Source organism: Bacillus sp. GW821-FHT01G09 (assembly GCF_059422205.1).
The window spans coordinates 70,793-91,517 of record NZ_JBWKWL010000006.1; the positions used below are offsets into that span (position 1 = coordinate 70,793).

19 protein-coding genes are annotated in these 20,725 nt (G+C 46.0%); 8 read left to right on the forward strand and 11 right to left on the reverse strand.

Annotated features, from left to right (window positions below; translation table 11 throughout):
- Positions 1 to 202: 202 nt before the first annotated feature.
- Together rlmD and AC07VD_RS18950 are read right to left on the reverse strand one after the other, a co-directional pair.
- Positions 203 to 1,603, reverse strand: coding sequence for a 23S rRNA (uracil(1939)-C(5))-methyltransferase RlmD (gene rlmD / locus AC07VD_RS18945; protein WP_003233644.1), 1,401 nt, complete (start codon positions 1,601 to 1,603; stop codon positions 203 to 205).
- A gap of 113 nt (positions 1,604 to 1,716) precedes the next feature.
- A complete protein-coding gene (locus AC07VD_RS18950) occupies positions 1,717 to 2,580 on the reverse strand; it encodes a DNA-3-methyladenine glycosylase family protein (RefSeq protein WP_128992537.1) in 864 nt (287 codons plus the stop codon).
- A gap of 117 nt (positions 2,581 to 2,697) precedes the next feature.
- Here AC07VD_RS18950 and corA point away from each other — a divergent pair, with 117 nt between their 5' ends.
- Together corA and AC07VD_RS18960 are read left to right on the forward strand one after the other, a co-directional pair.
- The gene (corA, locus tag AC07VD_RS18955; protein WP_003233650.1) at positions 2,698 to 3,657 is read left to right on the forward strand and encodes a magnesium/cobalt transporter CorA; all 960 of its coding nucleotides are present in this window, start codon (positions 2,698 to 2,700) and stop codon (positions 3,655 to 3,657) included.
- A 98-nt stretch (positions 3,658 to 3,755) separates the two neighbouring features.
- The gene (locus AC07VD_RS18960) at positions 3,756 to 4,616 is read left to right on the forward strand and encodes an NAD(P)-dependent oxidoreductase (RefSeq protein ID WP_014476157.1); all 861 of its coding nucleotides are present in this window, start codon (positions 3,756 to 3,758) and stop codon (positions 4,614 to 4,616) included.
- 36 nt (positions 4,617 to 4,652) lie between these two features.
- Here AC07VD_RS18960 and pdaA read toward each other — a convergent pair whose 3' ends face one another.
- Both pdaA and AC07VD_RS18970 read right to left on the reverse strand, forming a co-directional pair.
- Positions 4,653 to 5,444, reverse strand: coding sequence for a delta-lactam-biosynthetic de-N-acetylase (pdaA, locus tag AC07VD_RS18965; protein ID WP_014479173.1), 792 nt, complete (start codon positions 5,442 to 5,444; stop codon positions 4,653 to 4,655).
- Positions 5,445 to 5,544: 100 nt separating this feature from the next.
- On the reverse strand, positions 5,545 to 5,730 hold the full coding sequence (locus tag AC07VD_RS18970; RefSeq protein WP_217018834.1) for an SE1561 family protein: 186 nt from the start codon (positions 5,728 to 5,730) through the stop codon (positions 5,545 to 5,547).
- A gap of 144 nt (positions 5,731 to 5,874) precedes the next feature.
- On the opposite strand from AC07VD_RS18970, the gene yfkAB reads away from it, so the two are divergent.
- Together yfkAB and mscC are read left to right on the forward strand one after the other, a co-directional pair.
- On the forward strand, positions 5,875 to 6,996 hold the full coding sequence (yfkAB, locus tag AC07VD_RS18975; RefSeq protein WP_494721934.1) for a radical SAM/CxCxxxxC motif protein YfkAB: 1,122 nt from the start codon (positions 5,875 to 5,877) through the stop codon (positions 6,994 to 6,996).
- Positions 6,997 to 7,839 (forward strand): mechanosensitive ion channel protein MscC, encoded by an 843-nt coding sequence (mscC, locus tag AC07VD_RS18980; protein ID WP_010886444.1) that lies wholly within the window; start codon positions 6,997 to 6,999, stop codon positions 7,837 to 7,839.
- A gap of 38 nt (positions 7,840 to 7,877) precedes the next feature.
- Here the strand turns inward: mscC and AC07VD_RS18985 are convergent, their stop codons facing one another.
- Both AC07VD_RS18985 and cax read right to left on the reverse strand, forming a co-directional pair.
- Positions 7,878 to 8,672, reverse strand: coding sequence for a YfkD famly protein (locus AC07VD_RS18985; RefSeq protein ID WP_003233657.1), 795 nt, complete (start codon positions 8,670 to 8,672; stop codon positions 7,878 to 7,880).
- A 70-nt stretch (positions 8,673 to 8,742) separates the two neighbouring features.
- A complete protein-coding gene (cax, locus tag AC07VD_RS18990) occupies positions 8,743 to 9,798 on the reverse strand; it encodes a calcium/proton exchanger (RefSeq protein WP_124059996.1) in 1,056 nt (351 codons plus the stop codon).
- A gap of 167 nt (positions 9,799 to 9,965) precedes the next feature.
- On the opposite strand from cax, the gene AC07VD_RS18995 reads away from it, so the two are divergent.
- Positions 9,966 to 11,141, forward strand: coding sequence for an MFS transporter (locus AC07VD_RS18995; protein WP_124059995.1), 1,176 nt, complete (start codon positions 9,966 to 9,968; stop codon positions 11,139 to 11,141).
- 199 nt (positions 11,142 to 11,340) lie between these two features.
- Here the strand turns inward: AC07VD_RS18995 and AC07VD_RS19000 are convergent, their stop codons facing one another.
- The 3 genes from AC07VD_RS19000 to yfkJ are packed head-to-tail and all read right to left on the reverse strand — an operon-like array spanning position 11,341 to position 13,000.
- Positions 11,341 to 12,168, reverse strand: a complete 828-nt coding sequence (locus tag AC07VD_RS19000; RefSeq protein WP_041332851.1) for a YihY family inner membrane protein — start codon at positions 12,166 to 12,168, stop codon at positions 11,341 to 11,343.
- A 23-nt stretch (positions 12,169 to 12,191) separates the two neighbouring features.
- Positions 12,192 to 12,512: a hypothetical protein gene (locus AC07VD_RS19005; RefSeq protein WP_130573236.1), complete on the reverse strand. Its 321-nt coding sequence runs from the start codon at positions 12,510 to 12,512 to the stop codon at positions 12,192 to 12,194.
- Positions 12,513 to 12,529: 17 nt separating this feature from the next.
- Positions 12,530 to 13,000: a protein-tyrosine-phosphatase gene (gene yfkJ, locus AC07VD_RS19010; protein WP_003243480.1), complete on the reverse strand. Its 471-nt coding sequence runs from the start codon at positions 12,998 to 13,000 to the stop codon at positions 12,530 to 12,532.
- A gap of 202 nt (positions 13,001 to 13,202) precedes the next feature.
- On the opposite strand from yfkJ, the gene AC07VD_RS19015 reads away from it, so the two are divergent.
- Positions 13,203 to 13,418, forward strand: a complete 216-nt coding sequence (locus AC07VD_RS19015; RefSeq protein WP_010330293.1) for a DUF1128 domain-containing protein — start codon at positions 13,203 to 13,205, stop codon at positions 13,416 to 13,418.
- 92 nt (positions 13,419 to 13,510) lie between these two features.
- On the forward strand, positions 13,511 to 14,713 hold the full coding sequence (locus AC07VD_RS19020) for an MFS transporter (RefSeq protein ID WP_029946135.1): 1,203 nt from the start codon (positions 13,511 to 13,513) through the stop codon (positions 14,711 to 14,713).
- A 37-nt stretch (positions 14,714 to 14,750) separates the two neighbouring features.
- Here the strand turns inward: AC07VD_RS19020 and yfkM are convergent, their stop codons facing one another.
- Positions 14,751 to 15,269: a general stress protein 18 gene (yfkM, locus tag AC07VD_RS19025; RefSeq protein ID WP_047182280.1), complete on the reverse strand. Its 519-nt coding sequence runs from the start codon at positions 15,267 to 15,269 to the stop codon at positions 14,751 to 14,753.
- A gap of 243 nt (positions 15,270 to 15,512) precedes the next feature.
- Between yfkM and AC07VD_RS19030 the strand changes: the two genes are divergently transcribed.
- Positions 15,513 to 19,901, forward strand: coding sequence for a multifunctional 2',3'-cyclic-nucleotide 2'-phosphodiesterase/3'-nucleotidase/5'-nucleotidase (locus AC07VD_RS19030; protein ID WP_124059994.1), 4,389 nt, complete (start codon positions 15,513 to 15,515; stop codon positions 19,899 to 19,901).
- A 36-nt stretch (positions 19,902 to 19,937) separates the two neighbouring features.
- Here the strand turns inward: AC07VD_RS19030 and AC07VD_RS19035 are convergent, their stop codons facing one another.
- Positions 19,938 to 20,603 (reverse strand): NAD(P)H-dependent oxidoreductase, encoded by a 666-nt coding sequence (locus tag AC07VD_RS19035; RefSeq protein ID WP_014476144.1) that lies wholly within the window; start codon positions 20,601 to 20,603, stop codon positions 19,938 to 19,940.
- Between the last annotated feature and the right edge of the window lie 122 nt (positions 20,604 to 20,725).

A 20,725-nucleotide genomic window follows, 5' to 3' on the forward strand; every position in this document is an offset into this window, starting at 1 on the left:
GGTTAAATAACGCTGTTTTTCACCCGCTTTTCAACACGTTTTTATCAACTCTTTTCGCCAGTTAAAATAAAGATCTCCGCGAAAAGAAGAAAGATAAAATTGGGAAAAGACAGTCAGGACAAGGGCTGTACATGAAAAAAAGACCCGGAAATCGGAATTGTTTATTTTACCGAAATCCAGGTCTGATTAGGTATTGTTTATTTTAGTTAGACGATTTCAATACAAGTCTCGCCACTGCTTCAACATGCGCCGTCTGCGGAAACATATCGACAGGCTGAATATAGTCCACGCGATAGTCCTTCGACAGCGTCTGCAAATCTTTCGCAAGCGTGGATGGATTGCAGGAAACGTAGACGAAGCGTTTCGGTTTGACTTTTTTGATCGTGTCCAGGAACGTGCTGTCACAGCCCGTTCTTGGCGGGTCTACAATGACGACGTCCGGGCGGAAGCCTTCTTTCGTCCATTTCGGGAGCCAGTGCTCGGCTGTTCCTGTTACGTATGTGGCATTTGCCATGCCGTGTTTTTTGGCGTTTTTCTTAGCATCGTCAATTGATTCCTTGATGACGTCCATGCCGCGGACTTCCTTCGCTCCGTCCGCAACCCACATGCCGATAGTGCCGACGCCGCAATACGCATCAACGACTTTTTCTTTTCCGGTCAGCTGCGCCGCTTTTTTCACTTCATCATACAGCTTGACGGTCTGTTCCGGATTGAGCTGGAAGAAAGCGCGGGCGCTCAATTCAAAAGATACGTCGCCGAGCACTTCTTGAATTACTGTTTTTCCGGCGAGCTGTTTTGTTTTCTCGCCAAAAATCACTGAAGTTTTCGCCCCGTTTACATTCTGAATAATGGATTTGACCTCTGGCAATCGCTTTTGAATCGCTTTGACGATTTCTTCCTTGTGCGGAAGCGTTTCTTTTGCGGTTACAAGCACGACCTGCACTTCGCCTGTTTCAAAGCCGACTCTCGTCACGATCGTGCGAACGTCGCCTTTTCGTTTTCTTTCATTATAAACAGACACATTGAAGTCCTCTAAAATGCGGCGGACGATGCCTGTTGTTTTGTTCGTTGCCGGATGCTGAACGATACAGTCTTTAATCGGCACGATATCATGAGAATCAAGGCCGTATAAGCCGGCGATGATGCTGCCGCTTTGCGAGCGCCCGATCTGGAATTGGCTTTTATTGCGGTAATTCCACGGGTTGTCCATGCCAATCGTTTCTTTGATTTCCATGTTTTCAACTTTAAACTTCGTATGGCGTTCAAGAGACTGAATGACGATATCGCGTTTTTCCCGAAGCTGCTGGCTGTATGCAAGGTGCTGAAGCTGACAGCCGCCGCATTGTTCATAAACAGGGCAAGGCGGTGCCACCCGGTGCTCAGATGCCTTGCGGATTTTCTTAATGCGGCCCTCCGAAAACTTCGGCTGGACTTTTGTGGCCTGCACAACAACTTCTTCACCAGGAAGCGCGCCAGGCACGAAGACGACTTTTTTCTTAAAATAGCCGACACCTTCTCCGTTAATGCCGAGACGCTTAATCGTCAGCGGAAAGGTTTGTCCGACCTTCAGTTCGACGGGCGCCTGTTTCTTTTGTTGGTTCACGTTGTTCTCTCCGTTTCTATATGAAGCTTTCTGCAGCTGGCAGAAAGTGAAATGGTTTTTTCACATCTTTCTAGTATAACACGTTTGCAGGATTTCCTTCATTGTCAGACGAATTATTCTATACTTCTCCACAAATACAAAGACGCATAGCTTAAATAAGGCTCCCACTCCTTGCTCATCGCCAGCATGACATCCTTTGCCGGCTTATCGTCCAGTTGAAAATGGCGTTTGATGGCATTCTGGAGGCCGATATCGGCAAGCGGGAATAAATTGGGACGGCCAAGTCCGAACATGAGGATATTTTGCACGGTCCACGGGCCGATACCCCTGATTTTGATCAGTTTCTTCATAATGTCTTCATCCGCCATATGTGGCAGCTCTGACAAGCTGAGTGTGCCTTCTGCGATCATCCTTGATGTATCAATGGTGTATTCCGCTTTTCTCATGCTGAATTGCAGATCACGCAGATCCTGATAATCGAGTTCTGCAATCGTTTCCGGCTTTGGATAGCACCACACGCCATCCTTCTGCTCGCCAAACGCATGAACAAACCGTTCTGTTAGCGTGTAAGCGAAGGAAAGATTGAGCTGCTGGTGGATAATGCATTTCATCATGCAGTTGTACACGCTGTAGTCCAGAACAAGCGGCGTCCCGGCATGCTCTTCAAAAATGGCGGACAGGCTCGTTTTTGAAAAATGATCCAGAACGTCCTGCAAATGATTTTCCCATTGTAAAATCCGCTTGATTTCCTTCATCATTTCTCCCTGATCCGTTTCCCCGCTGACGAGGAACTCAGGCTCGCCCGCATGTCCTAACGCCTGTACCTTTACAATACATACGTCCCCCGCTTGATTTCTGATTGGCACACGGACTTCCCTCGCCTCTCGATCAACAGCATTGAGGGGGTCTAAAGACAGCCTGTCCAGCACGCGGTCAAAATGATACGGAGGCGTGACAGATACTTTTTCCTTCCACATGAGATCCACCCTTTTTCCGTTTTTGTTCAGTATAACATGCCGCTTGAATTAGGCAGAGAGTACCGTATACTTTTCTCATAAAGACCGCATGATATAATGGCAGGTGGAGGGTTGTTTATGATCAACATTACCGCAATCACAACAGAGCATCAGCTGCTGAAAAATATACCGATCGAACGAGTGGAACAGCCTGATATTGCATGGTACTGGGTTGATTTTTACGGCCCGGAGGATACGGAAACGGCGTTATTGAGAGATTTTTTTCATTTTCACCCGCTTGCCATTGAGGATTGCTTCCAGCATATGCAGCGGCCGAAGCTTGACCATTATGATGGCTATCGTTTTTACGTGATTCATGCGCTGAATAAGGAAACACTTGAGACGGAGGAAGTCGATATCTTTCAAGGCGAAAAATTTGTCGTCACCTTTCATTTACACGAAACGCCCGGTATCGCTAAAGTCCGGGAGCGTTTGTATGCTTCACCGGACATATTGAAAAAAGGGCCCGGGCATATTTCTTATATGATCATGGATCAGCTTGTTGATGAATATTTTCCTCTCGTGTATAAAATTGAAGACCGGCTGAATGAAATTGAAGAAAGCCGTCCCCACAAAACGTATGGAACGCTGATGAACGAGGTGTTTGATCTCAGAACAGACCTATTGCATTTGAGACGGACGATTATCCCGATGCGTGATTTGCTCTACCGGATTTTAAGCCTTGACCATGTGAAAGAGCAGCGGGAAACGAAAGCCTATTTCAGCGACATATATGATCATTTGTTAAAGTTGTCTGAAATTGTGGAATCCAACCGTGACATGACGTCCGACTTGCGTGACAGCTACGTGACGCTAAACTCAAACCGGATGAATGCGATTATGATGACACTGACGATCGTATCAACCATTTTCATCCCGCTCACCTTTATTGCCGGTGTATACGGTATGAACTTCGACTTTATGCCGGAGCTGCATTGGAAATACGGATATTTCGCTGTACTTGGCCTGATGGCCGCGCTTGTGATTGGAATGCTGATTTGGTTTGTACATAAAGGATGGTTCAATATTTTTAAATGAGGACAGCGAGCAGCTGTTCTTTTTTGTTGTAAGCCGATCGCTATGCATATTCTGTTCATATTGTTTATAATGGAAAAAATATTCAGGGAGTGATTAGATTGAAAATTGCTGTCATCGGACTCGGCAATATGGGACAGCCCATTGCCCGAAATGTTCTTCAAGCAGGCTACGAATTGACTGTCTATAACCGGACGAAACAAAAGACAGAAGACCTTGTCACAGAAGGCGCACAGGCAGCTGATACGCCACGGCTGGCGGCAAAATCCGCTGATATTGTCATCACAATGCTTGCAGATGATGATTCAGTCAGCACCGTGACATTCGGAGAAGACGGGCTGCTTGAAGGATTAGCAGAGAACGGCATTCACATCTCGATGAGCACAATCAGTGTTGAGTTCTCAGAAAAGCTCGCAGCAGCTCATGCAGAGAAAGGACAATTTTTTCTCGCCGCTCCTGTTCTTGGCAGACCGGATGCCGCAGCCAAAGCCGCGCTCCGTATCATAACAGCCGGACCGGCGGAAGCAAAGCAAGCTGCCAAGCCTCTGCTCGACAGCCTGAGCCAGCAGGTATTTGACGTCGGCGAAGAAAGCAAGACGGCAAATGCAGCCAAAATCAGCATCAATTTCTTGCTTGTGTCCATGCTGGAGGCGTTATCTGAATCCTTTTTAATGATGGAGAAATACGGCTTAGAACAAAAACAATTTTTAGAAATCGCCAGCGCGCTCTTTGGTTCTCCAGTCTATCAAAATTACGGAACCATTATGGCCGAGCAGAAATTTGAGCCGGCCGGCTTCAAAATGTCTTTAGGGCTGAAGGATACCAACCTGGCACTCGCCGCCGCAAAACGGGTTTCTGCAAATCTTCCTCTTGCCGAGCTGGCCAAGAGCCATTTTGAAAGCGGGATTGAGAAAGGCTTCGGGGATCTGGACTGGGCCGCACTGATTAAATGTATAAAATAAAGAAAAACCTCTCCATTTCAGGAGAGGCTCTTCTCATTACAAGGACGGCATCTTCATTTCTTTCTCAAACATCAGATCATCAATGCTTTTAAAAGTGTAGCCCTGTTTTTTCAGATCTGTAATCGCGTCATCCAGCGCTTCTGCATTGTCCCTTGATACGGTGTGCAGCAGGTAAATGGCTCCCGGGTGCGCCTGCTTAATCATATGATCGTAGGCATATTTCTTCCCCTTTTGGTTGTTGATTTTCCAATCAACAAAAGCGACCGACCAGAAAACGGTTTGATAGCCGAGGCGTTTCGTTTCTTTCAGTACGTACTCACTGAACACGCCGCGCGGCGGACGCAAATACAGGTTGTCCTGCTTTCCCGTAATTTTATAAACCTCTTCGTTGACTGAATCAAGTTCATCCTGAATCTGATCAGCTGTTTTTGTCGTTAAATCCGGATGGTGAAAGGAATGGTTGCCGATAATATGGCCCTCATCTGACATTCGTTTGATCAGCTGAGGCTGGTCCTTTACGAAATGCCCGGTGACAAAAAACGTTCCTGTTACGCGATGTTTTTTTAAGACATCAAGCACTTTTGGCGTATAGCCATTTTCATATCCGTTATCAAACGTTAAGTAAATCGTTTTTTCCTTTGTATTCCCTAAATAAAACGCGTCATATTTTTCAATTAAACTGTTCAGCTGCTTCCCGGCATCTGGCGGCTGATGATTGACACTTCGTTTAAAGCCCCAATTAATCGGCTCATTCGGCACCGCTTCCGCCTGTGCTGCACCTCCGGCAAGCAATACGGCGGCGCAGCATATTGAACACATCCACTTCATGGCCAGCGCTCCTTCTGCATTTTTTCTTATTTTACAGATAGGGGCTTTGTTTTATACTGTTGCTTTATGCCAATAAAAAAACCGCGGCGGGCGCGCGGTTTTATTCCCAATCTTTTTTAAAACGTTCGTATTTGGCTTCCAGGTCATCAAGCATGCTGATGAGCCTGTCTATATCTTCAACGTCGGTTACTTCAGGGTCTAATGAATCGATGACGTTCATAAACATGTCAAGTCTGTTCTTTAAATAATCAATCTGCTGATCTTTATTGTTTACGGCGTTCCCCATTCTGTTCCTCCATTCATTTTTTATTATGGTAGCTCATTTTTTGCCGTTTTTCAATCGCCGCGCTACTTGCGATCTTGGCAAATCAGGTCTAAAATTAACTGTTGGCAGTGTTAGTATGCCCATTTATAAAGGAGTTAGATAGTCATGACACAAAACACGAAGCTGCGTCCGATTACGCCCGAGTTTGACCCTTGGGAAGCCTATATGGATGTTGACCAATACGGAGACATGCAGCTGACAAACGTTGAATTCACAACGACGACACTGTGCAATATGAGATGCGAGCATTGTGCTGTAGGCTATACATTGCAGCCTAAAGACCCGAATGCTCTGCCAATAGATCTTCTGTTAAAACGGCTGGAGGAAATCCCGCGCCTCAGATCCATCAGCATCACAGGCGGAGAGCCGATGCTTTCGTTGAAATCAGTAAAAGAATATGTTGTTCCTTTATTGAAATATGCCCATGAACGGGGTGTGCGGACACAAATTAATTCAAATCTGACCCTCGACATCGAGCGGTACGAATGGATCATTCCGTATCTCGATGTGCTACATATTTCTCATAACTGGGGTACAGTTGAAGATTTTGCTGAAATCGGCTTTGCCATGATGGACAGAAAACCGACCTTCGAACAGCGCGCGCGCTATTTTGAAAAAATGATCGAAAACAGCCGCACGCTCGTGGATGCAGGAGTAATGGTATCTGCGGAAACGATGCTGAACAAACGAACACTTCCGCATATTGAGCATATTCACCGCCAAATCACAGAAGATATGAAATGTCAGCGTCACGAGGTCCACCCAATGTATCCAAGCGATTTCGCAAGCGCTCTTGAATCCCTCAGCCTGAAAGAGATGAGACAGGCCATTCACCGCTTGCTGGATATTCGTGATGAAAATACGTGGATGCTGTTCGGAACGCTGCCGTTTTATGCCTGCAGTCCGGACGAAGACGACCAAAAGCTGCTTCGCCGGCTTCGCGCGGCGAAAAACGTCACAGTGCGAAATGACCCTGACGGCCGATCCCGCCTGAATGTGAACATTTTCGACGGAAACATTATCGTGACCGATTTCGGTGATACCCCGCCGCTTGGCAACATTCAGACGGACAGCCTCACTTCCGCCTATGAAAAGTGGAGAGAGACCAAGCTTGCGAAGGAACTAAGTTGCCACTGCCCGAATGTCCGGTGCCTCGGACCGAATGTTCTTGTCAAAAACAGTTATTATCAGGATACAGACTTCACAAAACGTCAAGCCAGGAGTTAGATGCGGATGAAAGAAACACTTACGGAGATTTTTCAAAATAAAATCGTCGATATTCTCCTCGTTGCCGTTATCCTTTGGATCGGTGTCTTTATCATCAACCGGCTGGTACAGCTATTTTTTAAACGGACGGATTTTATTGAAGAAAAAAAGGAAAAAACGATTGAAAGCCTTGTCCGTTCTGTCACCCAGTATACGGCGACAATTGGTTTTATCTTTTACGTTATTTCTTTATTTGTGCATGATTTCGGCAAGATATTGGCCGGGGCGGGCGTAGCAGGTATCGTGATCGGTTTTGGCGCCCAATCGCTGATCAAAGATGTGCTGGCTGGTGTGTTCTTAATATATGAACGCCAGCTGCACAAAGGCGATTATGTCACCGTCAACAACTTGTTCAACGGGACAGTGGAGGAAATCGGCCTCCGCTCGCTGCAAATCCGGGAATGGAGCGGGAAGCTGCTCACCATCAGCAACGGCGAGGTCAGACAAATAGAGAACTATAATATTGATTTTATGCGGATTACCGAATCCTTTCTTATCAGCTTTAAAGAAGATCCGGACCGCGTGTACAGCGTGTTGGAAGAGGCATGTGACATGCTGAATGAAGAGCTTCGTGATTCATTGAAGCGGGATGAATTCGGCAATCCGACAGAACCGTTTCAAATCCACGGCATCACCGCATTGAATAAAATCAATCGCGGCGTCGAATTTACGGTTAAAGGCATGGTGAAAGATGATGATTATTTCAGTGCCAGCCTTGCAGTAAGACGGGTTCTCGTTCGCCAGCTCTACCAAAACAATGTGCAAATGCTTGAGGAAGCGGTCCGAATCGAGAGAACCCAATAAACAAAAAAACTGATTCCGAGTTGGAATCAGTTTTTTATTTATCTTGGCAGTGAGGAAAGCTGAAAACCAAATGTGACATGATCTTGAACCGGAATCCACGCGCCGATTCCCTGTGACGTGACATTTTTCACGACGAGTTTTCGTTTATTTCCTTTCAGCACTAAGTATACTTCTCCGTAAGTCACTTTTCCTTTTTCATTCACAGCCGGTGCATATGCATGTAGATAACCGATTTTTTTAGGAGCGACCTTATAAATCTGATCCCGTTTTGTGCCAGCCCCAATGACCGTCTCAAATGCAAGCGGGAGGTTCGTTTTCTTCATTGCTTTTTGCATCATCATGCTTTTGACATCTTCAGCATTTGGAACTTTAGCTGTCAAGCCACCCTTCACTCTGTACTGCTGTTCCTGGGCATAATGCATTTCAGCAGTTTCTTTCCCGCCGCGGTTATCCGCACGGTTTGTATTGATTTTTTTATATTCCCAGTTTGCGACTGTTTCATTTGATTCATAGCCGAGCGCCCATTTCCCGAGAAATATTGTCGCCCGGTAACCTACTGCAAGCGGTGTGCCGGATATGTTGGATTCATTCAGCATTTTGATGAGATGCGGATTTTCAATCTTTACCTCAGAATGATCGAGCAATTCCTTTGCCAGCTTGCTCGGCTGAAGCATTGGCTGATCCTGTGAAGCATTCGGATACGTGTTTTCCTTTGAAATGCTTGCGACAGAATTAGGAACCTTAAACTGCTTTTTCGCGTGGATGGGCTGAACGCCGAAAAAACTAAAGAATAACAACACAATAAGTGTGGAATGAAATAGCTTTTTCATCATATCACTCTTTCTATGGCATTTTCCCTTAGTCTTTTCATCCCGCTTTGTTGTTATCCATCATTTTTTCAGGTTAAAGAAGGAAAAAGCCGATCGCCATAATGACATATGCAGCAAGCAGTGTCGCCCCTTCAAACCAGTTGGAATCCCCGTCATTCGAAATCGCGATCATCAAGAGAACCGCTGATACCATTGCGACGAGCTCCGGCAATGTAAATACAAGCGGCATGCTTGTCGGAAAAAAGATAGAACAGATGACGAGAACCGGTGCGACAAACATAGCGATCTGCAGCGTAGAGCCGACTGCAATTTCAACCGCAATGTCCATTTTATTTTTGAAGGCCATAATAATCGCTGACGCGTGCTCCGCCGCATTTCCTACAATCGCCACGATGATGACCCCGATAAACAGCTCGCTCCACCCGAACTGTTCAGCAACCGAGTGAAAGGTATGGACCAGGTTTTCGGATATGTATGCAACCACAATCGTTGCCGCAAACAAGACAACCGTCGCAACCTTCCCTGACCATTCCGGCTCTTCCTCTTCTTCAGTCTGAGCGGCATTATTCGGCTGATAAACGCCCCGATGCGTGACAAGTTTAAAGTACAGCGCCGCCACATATAACAGAATCATAATGATGCTGATGCCGATGCTTAAATTGAGCTTGCTGGCGTTTCCCATACCAACAGAGAATACCTCCGGAATCACAAAGGCGACAATGATGGCAAAAATCAGAAGCCCGGAATTATGGCGGGCATCATGGATATTAAATTCCTGCCGCTTATATTTTAAACCGCCGACAAAAAACGATAGACCCGCTACCAGCAACAGGTTTCCCAGCACTGAACCGGTTAAAGAGGCAAGCACGATTCCTGTCAGGCCTTCTTTTAATGCAAAAAGGGAAATAATCAGCTCCACCGCATTCCCGAAGGTGGCATTCAACAAACCGCCGATACGCGGTCCTGCAATAATGGACAGTGATTCTGTCGCCCTCCCCATATAGCTTGCAAGCGCGATAATCGTCACGCAATAAACGGCAAATAGAACCGCGGAAGGCCAATGCATCAAACTGCCAATCACAGAAAGCGGAACACCGGCCGCCACTAAAATAAAAAAGATACGATTCATGGTGAAATAGCTCCTTTTTTATGACTTGTTTTATTTTTATTCTTCACAAAAACCTTCATGATTACACGAGGGCAAATGTATAGCGTGATATAGGCTTTTTTCAGGTTGCCTGCTTTTGGAAAACGTTGTACGATCAACATAGATTCCACATAAGGAGAACTGACACGATGTCACGATTTCATTTCTTTATCCTTGTCTTGCTCGTTTCCATTTCTGGGTTTTCACAAGGCATGCTGCTGCCTGTCATTTCAATCATTTTTGAAACAAATGGAGAATCCGCTGCTATCAACGGCCTGCACGCGACCGGGCTGTATATCGGTGTGCTTTTGGCTTCGCCGTTTATGGAAGCGCCGCTCAGAAAGCTCGGATTCAAGCCGCTGATCGTCATGGGCGGAAGCATTGTCATTTTAAGCTTATTCGGATTTATTTGGCTTCAGTCAGTTTGGGTCTGGTTCCTGCTTCGCCTGTTCATTGGAATCGGCGACCACATGCTTCACTTTTCTACGCAAACGTGGGTGACCTCCATGTCATCAAAACAAAATCGCGGAAGAAACCTGTCTATTTATGGGCTTTCCTTTGGCCTTGGCTTTGCCGCAGGCCCGTTCATGGTGCCGCTTGTCAAGCTGAGTCAGTCGCTTCCTTTTATCGTGTCCGGCTGCATCAGTCTGTTTGCGTGGCTTTTTGTTTTCTTTCTACAAAATACATACCCGGAAACCAGTCCTCATGAAACCAAATCAGACAATAGTTTCAGGCGATTTTATCAGGCCATGCTGTTTGGGTGGGTTGCCTTTATGCCTACATTTGGCTACGGCTTTCTGGAAACGGCGCTGAACGGAAGCTTTCCGGTGTACGCGCTCCGTTTGGGGATATCAGTAGACGCAGTAGCGATCATCCTTCCCGCATTTGCGATTGGAAGCATTATCTTTCAGTTTCCGCTCGGCATCCTCAGCGATAAATACGGCAGGCGGAATGTGCTGCTGGTGATTTTACTGACTGGGGCTCTTTGCTTTTTCATCGCCGGTGTATTTCCTTCGCCTTACGTGATCGGCGGCTGCTTTTTTATTGCAGGAATGGCAGTCGGATCAACCTTTACACTTGGCATCAGCTATATGACAGATCTTCTTCCGCCTCATCTCCTGCCGGCGGGAAACCTGCTTTGCGGCATTACATTCAGTCTCGGCAGCATCCTCGGCCCGGTTGCCGGCGGCTGGTATATGCAGACATTTGAAAGCGCAAACTTGTTCTACTTCATTACTCTCACGCTTAGCGCTGTGTGGCTGGCCCTTGTGCTGGGCAAACCGAAAAGCTGGTCACCGGCTGAAACCTATTCTTCATCTTCTTAATCAAAAAGCCTCCCGACATCATGTCAGGAGGCTTTTATGCTAATGGTAGCCGTTTTGTCCGTTGGCGCTTCCGCTTGTTTTATGGCTCGATTTGCTTTTCGAATTTTGTTTGTTATGGCTTCCGCCTTTTTTCGTATGCTTGGTCATCACGATATCCCCCCCGACTTCTTTTTGAACCGAAGTTCGTTTATAGGGTGCGCTAATGGTAGGGATTTTCATCAGGAAGCTTTTTACGTTTATGTAAAAGAGCGTTGATTTCTCCGCCTAGGATAATTAAAATGCCGCTCAAGTAAAACCAAATCATCAGAACGATGATTCCCCCGATGCTCCCGTAAGTGGCGCTATAGTTCGCAAACGTACTGACGTAAAATGAAAACAATGTACTGACAATGATCCAGCCGATGGTCGCAAAGACCGCACCCGGCATGACAAACCGGAGAGACAGCTTTTTGTTCGGCGCAATCACATACAGCGCGGAAAAAACAATCAAAAGCACAAGCGGGCTGACACCCCAGCGAATGGCGGCCCAGACGGATAAAAACAGATCCGACGCGCCGACAAAGTCAGAAGCGAGCCTTCCAATCTCCCGGCCAAATACCGGCAGAAGCAAAGCCACTAAAATCGTAAATACCATGGCAACCGTCAAAAAAATCGAGGTTAGACGAACAATGATAAAAGAGCGGTTTTCTTCCACATCATACGCGTGGTTCAGCGACCGGACGATCGCATTCATTCCATTAGACGCAGACCATAATGCGGCGATAATCCCGAATGACAGCAAACCGCCATTTCGATTATTTAAGGTTTGATGGGTAATGGATTCAACGAGTGACATCGCACTGGCGGGAGCATATTGTTCTATGACTCCTAAAACATCATCGGTAGAAAGCGGAAGATACGCGGTGAGCGTCAGCATAAAAATCAAAAACGGAAACAGTGACAATAGAAAAAAATACGCCAGCTCCGCTGATTTACTTTGTCCTTCATGAAGGGTGTATCTGCTGAAAAGCTCTTTCAAAAAACTCATGTCGTCTCACCTCGCATGTTTGATCATTTTTTTGAAAAATGCTCTTTCGTTTCTTGCACGAGTTCCATCACTTGCGGCGTTGTTTTCTTCAGCTCTTTCACCTGCTGGTTCACAAAGTCGACTTCCTTTGAAAGCGTTCGGGCGAGCTTTTTGGTCTCATCCACTTTTGTGATGACAGTGTTTTTTAACAGCTCTGGGTTGCTTTTGTACAGTGAAAGTTTATGCTTGCATGTCAGCCATCTCATCCCGCACGCCTGTCTTGTCGGCTTATGGAGCAGTGATAACGCCGCGCCTGCCGCAGCTCCGAGAAATATCCCTTTCAGCATTAAACGTTCGTTGTTCATGCAAATTCTCCTTTCACTCACAATTGTTTTTCTTTTTGAATGGATGCAAGCAACTGCTCACAGCCCGTTTTGATTAATTGGCAGACCTCTTCAAAGTTCCCTGTGTAGTAAGGATCGGGAACGTCGGCAAGATCTGAATCTTCAACATAGTCCAAAAGCCTTTTGATATGCGAGGTGTTTTTAAATCCCGCCATGCTTCTGAGACTTCCGATATTTTCTGCGTCCATCGCAATGATGTAATCAAAATCGTCCAGATCCTGTTCGCTGACTTGACGCGCCAGCATGCCATCAAAGCTGATTCCTTCTCTGCGCAATATCTCCTGCGTTCCCTCATGCGGGGGGTTGCCGATGTGCCAGCCGCCAATACCGGCTGAGTCCGCCTTGATTTTCCCCTCTAATCCTTTTTTGGCTGCCAGGTCCCGAAAAATCGCTTCCGCCATCGGAGACCGGCAAATGTTACCTAAACAAACAAATAACACGCTTATCATGATGTGCAACCTCCCTATTCTTTGCCCCTATTTCTCTAAAAAGAAACCTTCATGAATATCTTAGTAGGATGTTCATTTCCTTTTCAACTGATGTCTTCACTTTTTTGGAATTAAAAGCCTGCTTTTAGAATAGGGTTTTTTTCTGATGGAATTCTGTTAGAATAAAACATACCTATATTGCGCATAGAAAGGATGGAACCATTTGTCCAGCCCAAATACAGAAACATTAACTCAAATGATTGAAGAGATTTCCCAAAAGCTGAACATGCTGAACGTCGGCGTAATCAAAGCGGAGGATTTCAGTGATGAGAAGATTGAAGACCTCACGTACCTTCACAGCATGGTGATGAAAAAAGAATCATTCAGCCCAAGTGAAATGCAGGCGATTGCTCAAGAATTAGCCTCGCTTCGTAAATAATGGAGACTGGCCGGAAACTCGGCGAGTCTTTTTTATCATTTCCTCAAACCAAAACAGTAAAGTGTTCGAATAAGATCTGAAGGAGTACAAGCATGCAAACGACATCTATCAAAACAGCATCCGGAATGTATATCAACTACTTCTTTCTGGGGATGGTCAACATTATTCTCGCATCCAATATGTCCTCATTAACAAAACAGTGGAATACCGATCCGACCGGCATCAGTTATGTCATTGCCGCTATCGGGTTTGGCAAACTGCTGACATACGGCATTTCCGGAGTTCTATCAGATAAAATCGGCAGAAAGCCGCTTGTTGTCGCTTCTGCGGGAATTATGGCCGTCTTTTTAGTCGGTATTCCTTTATCACCGAGCTATGAACTGGCGTTTGTGTTCGCTTTATTAGCCGGAGTCGCTAATTCAGCCATGGATGCCGGAACATATCCGGCCCTAACCGAGCTCTTTCCGTCTGCTTCCGGTTCGGCAAATGTCTTGGTTAAAGCCTTTATGTCTGTGGGGGCCGCACTTTTGCCGCTTTTGATCACATTTTTAGCAGACCACAGCATGTTTTACGGATTTGCTTTTTATCTGCCGGCAGCGGTCTATCTCCTGAATATTATTTATTTATCAACGCTTTCGTTTCCTAAAAAACATAAGAAACCAACTAATAGCGGCCAACAGGAATCTCCCGTTTTCTTGTCTGAACCCGTTTTTCAGAAAGAAGGCACTGCACTGATTATCATCGGTTTTACATCCACGGCTTTATTTACGGTTTCTCAAATCTGGCTCCCGAGCTACGCGCAAAAGGCAGCCGGTTTAGCTGAATCAGCATCTGTACAATTGCTGAGCTATTATAGTATAGGATCTCTGGCATCTGTTTTATTATTAGCCGTTTTGCTGAACAGATGGGTCAAACCTGTCTTCATAACGCTCTTATATCCTATTATTACTTTATGTACACTCGCAGTCATGCTGACCGTTCATATCCCAGTTGTGCTGGACATCACTGCCTTTTTCTTAGGCTTTTCAACTGCGGGTGTGTTTCAAATTACCATTACGTTAATGACAGAGCTTTTCTGGAAGCGAAAAGGAACCGTTACCGGAATTGTAGCGACCGCTTCAAGCCTTGCATCGATTCTGCTGCCGATTGCAACAGGGCTTATCGCAAAAGCGGGGGGCATCGCCCATATTTTCATATTCGACTTCGGCATTGCGGTCATCGGAACGGCTGCAGCTGCTTTCTTGTATTACAGGTACAAGAAACTGACGGCTGTTCAAGCTGATGTCACGTTATGATCAAAAAAACGGACGCCCGCGGGCGTCCGTTTTTTCTTTATTTCTCAAGCAATGCCAATGACTCGCGGTTAAATGCCGGTATATCGTCAGGTGTCCGGCTAGTGACCAATTGATCCTGGCAAACAACCACTTCCTTGTCCACAACGTCGGCACCGGCGTTTTCCATGTCAACACGAATGGACGTATAGCCTGTCGCTTTTCGGCCATCGAGCGCTTTCGCATTGATTAAAAGCTGCGGGCCATGGCAAATAGCGAATACCGGCTTTTTGTCAGTCATAAACGCTTTTGCAAATTGGACGAAACGATCGTCAGCGCGAAGCTGGTCTGGTGAAAATCCTCCGGGAATTAAAAGCGCATCAAAGTCTGAAGGGTTTACGTCGTCAATGGACGCGTCAACCGTCACTTCAGCATTTCCCTGCTTGCCTTTTACTGTTTTTCCTTTCTCATTTTCAATGACAGTCAGTTCATGTCCCGCTTCTTTAAAGGCTTTCGCAGGCTCAGTGTACTCGCTGTCCTCAAAATAATCTGTCAAAACAACTGCAATTTTTTTCCCCATGGTTCATAACCTCCCGCTTTATATGTCTACATAAAACACTCTACCCCAGCCACACTAAAATAAACATTTTGCGAATATGGACAAACGATAAGCATAAATACCCAGTATTTGTCGCTTGAAGCTGCTACATAGTACTCATTTTTCTCCCTTTTACAATAATCATAAAGAAACACCTACAAATAGTTACAAAATATTCTTACAATAGGAGCTGTAACACAAATTTCGTTGAAAGGTGGAGAACTGGTGAGAATACAGAAAAGACGAACACACGTCGAAAACATTCTCCGTATTCTTTTGCCCCCAATTATGATACTTAGCCTAATCCTCCCAACACCACCCATTCATGCAGAAGAAAGCGCGGCTCCTCAGGTGCATCTGAGTATTTTGGCTACGACTGATATTCATGCCAACATGATGGATTACGATTACTACAGCGACAAAGAAACGGCGGATTTCGGTCTGGCGAGAACAGCGCAATTGATCCAAAAGCACCGCGAGCAAAACCCTAACACCCTGCTTGTGGATAACGGCGACTTGATTCAAGGGAATCCGCTGGGTGAATACGCGGTGAAATATCAAAAAGACGACATTATCTCCGGCACGAAAACCCATCCGATTATCAGCGTCATGAATGCGCTGAAATACGACGCCGGAACGCTTGGCAATCATGAATTCAACTACGGGCTCGACTTTCTCGACGGCACAATCAAAGGAGCCGATTTCCCGATTGTAAATGCCAACGTCAAAACAACTAGCGGTGAAAACCGTTATACGCCGTATGTGATTAATGAAAAAACCCTCATTGATGAAAACGGTAATGAGCAGAAAGTAAAAGTCGGTTACATAGGCTTTGTCCCGCCGCAAATCATGACATGGGACAAAAAGAATCTCGAGGGACAGGTGCAGGTGCAGGATATCGTAGAATCCGCCAATGAAACGATTCCGAAAATGAAGGCGGAAGGCGCAGATGTCATTATTGCCCTCGCCCACACCGGCATTGAAAAGCAGTCACAATCATCAGGTGCAGAAAACGCCGTGTTTGACCTTGCCACCAAAACGAAAGGCATTGACGCGATTATCTCGGGCCATCAGCACGGACTCTTTCCTTCCGCCGAGTATGCGGGTGTTGCTCAGTTCGATGTGGAAAAGGGAACAATTAACGGCATTCCTGTCGTCATGCCAAGCAGCTGGGGCAAATATTTAGGCGTGATTGACCTCAAGCTTGAAAAGGCGGACGGCTCATGGAAGGTAGCAGATTCCAAAGGAAGTATTGAATCTATTGCTGGCAACGTCATATCAAGAAACGAAACCGTTACAAACACCATTCAGCAAACACACCAAAACACACTGGAGTATGTCCGAAAGCCAGTCGGCAAAACCGAAGCAGATATTAACAGCTTCTTTGCACAGGTCAAAGATGATCCTTCCATTCAGATCGTGACTGACGCGCAAAAATGGTATGCCGAAAAAGAAATGAAGGATACCGAGTACAAGGACCTGCCGATTTTATCCGCTGGAGCGCCGTTTAAAGCAGGCGGCAGAAACGGAGCCAATTACTATACAAACATTCCAGCCGGAGATCTTGCGATTAAAAATGTCGGTGACTTGTATCTTTACGATAATACTGTTCAAATCGTCAAGCTGACAGGCAGCGAGGTCAAGGACTGGCTGGAGATGTCAGCAGGCCAATTCAATCAAATTGATCCAGCCAAAGGCGGCGATCAGGCCTTGCTGAACGAGAATTTCCGCTCCTATAATTTTGACGTGATTGACGGTGTCACATATCAGGTCGATGTGACAAAACCGGCTAAATACAATGAGAACGGAAAAGTGATCAATGCGGATTCATCCCGGATCATCAACCTTTCCTATGAAGGCAAGCCGATCAGCCCAAGCCAGGAATTTCTCGTGGTCACCAATAACTATCGTGCGTCCGGAGGCGGCGGGTTCCCTCATCTGACGAGCGATAAAATTGTCCACGGCTCTGCGGTTGAAAACAGGCAGGTGCTGATGGATTACATTATTGAACAAAAAACAGTCAATCCAAAAGCAGACAACAACTGGTCTATCGCGCCTGTTTCCGGCACGAATGTGACGTTTGAATCCTCACTTTTGGCCAAGCCATTTGCCGATAAAGCAGACGACGTCGCTTATGTAGGCAAGTCTGCGAATGAAGGCTATGGTGTGTATAAGCTGCAATTCGATGATGATTCAAATCCAGATCCTCCTAAAGACGGACTGTGGGATCTGACCGTCATGCACACCAATGATACGCACGCACATCTCGATGATGCAGCGAGACGAATGACGAAAATCAACGAAGTACGCAGCGAAACAAATCACAACATTCTCCTTGATGCGGGAGATGTGTTTTCCGGCGATCTGTATTTTACAAAATGGAACGGTTTGGCCGATCTGAAAATGATGAACATGATGGGCTATGACGCCATGACCTTCGGGAACCATGAATTTGACAAAGGCCCGACAGTGCTTTCTGATTTTCTAAGCGGAAACAGCGCAACCGTTGATCCGGCGAACCGCTATCACTTTGAAGCACCGGAATTTCCGATTGTCAGTGCAAACGTAGATGTGTCAAATGAACCCAAGCTGAAATCATTTGCCAAAAAGCCGCAAACCTTTACGGCAGGTGAAAAGAAAGAGGTCGGCATCCACCCTTACATTCTGTTAGACGTTGACGGGGAGAAAGTCGCCGTATTCGGCCTGACAACGGAAGATACGGCTACCACATCAAGCCCGGGCAAAAGCATCGTATTCAATGATGCCTTTGAAACAGCACAAAACACCGTCAAAGCGATTCAGGAAGAAGAAAAGGTAAATAAAATTATTGCTTTAACACATATCGGTCATAACCGTGATCTTGAGCTAGCCAAAAAAGTAAAAGGCATTGACTTGATCATCGGCGGACACACTCACACCCTCGTTGACAAAATGGAGGTCGTAAACAACGAAGAACCGACGATCGTGGCGCAGGCAAAAGAATACGGCCAATTCTTGGGGCGCGTTGATGTCGCGTTTGATGAAAATGGCGTTGTGCAAACAGACAAATCAAATCTGAGCGTGCTGCCAATTGATGAGCATACAGAAGAAAACGCAGAAGCAAAACAAGAGCTTGATCAGTTCAAAAGTGAATTAGAAGACGTGAAAAATGAAAAAGTCGGCTATACGGATGTGGCGCTTGACGGCCAGCGTGAGCATGTGCGCACGAAAGAAACGAATCTCGGAAACTTCATCGCGGACGGTATGCTGGCAAAAGCGAAAGAAGCAGCCGGCGCCAGAATAGCGATAACAAATGGCGGCGGCATCAGAGCAGGCATTGACAAAGGTGATATCACACTCGGCGAGGTGCTCAACGTGATGCCGTTCGGCAATACGCTTTACGTGGCCGATTTAACCGGAAAACAAATTAAAGAAGCCCTTGAACAAGGCCTAAGCAATGTGGAAAATGGCGGCGGCGCTTTCCCTCAGGTGGCCGGAATCGAATATACCTTTACATTAAACAACGAACCTGGACACCGTGTATTAGAAGTGAAAATTGAATCGCCTAACGGAGACAAAGTTGCTATAAATACGGATGATACCTACCGCGTGGCAACGAATAATTTTGTCGGTGCCGGAGGAGACGGATATTCTGTCTTTACAGAAGCCTCCCATGGTGAAGACCTTGGCTACGTTGATTATGAGATTTTCACCGAACAGCTGAAAAAACTAGGAAACAAGGTCTCTCCTAAGCTTGAAGGACGGATCAAAGAAGTATTCCTGCCGACAAAGCAGAAGGACGGCAGCTGGACACTTGATGAAGACAAATTTGCGATTTACGCTAAAAATGCCAACACGCCGTTTGTCTATTATGGAACACATGAAGGATCTCAAGAGAAGCCTATCAATCTTAAAATGAAAAAAGATCAGGTCAAACTTTTGAAAGAAAGAGAGTCAGATCCTTCATTGACGGTGTTCAACTACTGGTACAGCATGAAGATGCCAATGGCGAACCTTAAAACCGCAGACACTGCAATCGGAATCAAGTCGACGGGAGAATTGGATGTGTCACTGGCAGATGTATATGACTTTACAGTGAAGCAAAAAGGAAAAGAAATAAAATCATTCAAGGAGCCCGTTCAGCTTTCGCTTCGCATGTTTGACATTGAAGAAGCCCATAACCCTGCCATTTATCATGTCGACAGAAAAAAGAAAGCTTTCACAAAGACAGATAACGGATCAGTTGACGATGATATGGTGACAGGGTATACAAACCACTTCAGCGAATACACGATCTTAAATTCCGGTTCAAACAACAAACCGCCGGCATTCCCGTCCGACCAACCGACAGGCGGTGATGACGGCAGTCATGGCGGAGGCTCCGACAAACCAGGCGGGAAACAGCCAACTGACGGAAACGGAGGAAATGATACGCCTCCCGGCACTCAACCGACTAACGGCTCTGGTGGAAACGGTTCGGGCGGATCAGGAACAGACGGTCCGGCTGGCGGCCTGCTTCCGGACACAGCCACATCCATGTACTCGATCCTGTTGGCCGGATTTCTGATCAGCGCACTCGGAACGGCAATGTACTTACATCAGAGGAGAAAACAGAATAGAGCGAATCAGGCATAAAAAAGAGCTGCTCGCTATGCGAGCAGCTTTCTTCTTTTAAACCCACTTCACAACATCTTCAACAGCAGATCTTGTTTTCGGACGAGGGTCTCTCACTCGGTAGCCGAATGCCACCATCACAGAAATATCAAAGCTTCCGTTTTCCAGAAGGCCTTCTTCTTCAAGAATACGGTGGATGTGATCGTACTGGAAGCCTTCGATTGGGCAGGAATCAACACCGATTTGCGCAGCGGCAGTCATCATGTTGCCAAGCGCGATATAGGTTTGTTTTGATGCCCAGTCAAACAATGTTCTGTCACTTTCAAGCAAATGCAAATCGTTTTTCTGGAATTCTTCTGTTTTGCTTAAATAGCCTTCGTACACGTCTTGAGGCATTTGTTTTACTTCTTTTAAATGACGTTTGATGTAGTCCGCATTATATTTGATATCCTTCGCTGTACGCGCAAGAATCAGGACGAAATGGCTTGCGGTCGGCAGCTGCTTTTGCGCGCCCCATGTGTATTCACGAAGCTTCTCGCGGAATTCCGGATTTTGGACGACGACAAATTTCCAAGGCTCAAGGCCGAGTGAGCTCGGAGACAGTCTTCCTGTTTCTAAAATAAATTCAAAATCGCTGTCTGACACTTTTTTATTCGGGTCAAATTCCTTAGTCGCATGCCTGAAATTGTATGCATCCAGAATTTGTTTCTTTAGATCTGCCATGTAAAACACCTCTCCTTTAGGTTACTCTCATCTCTATTGTAGCCATTATGATAAAAAGTAAAAGTACGCACATTTTTGTTGGATAGTATCAATTTTGATACCAAACAAAAAAGCGCGCTGCC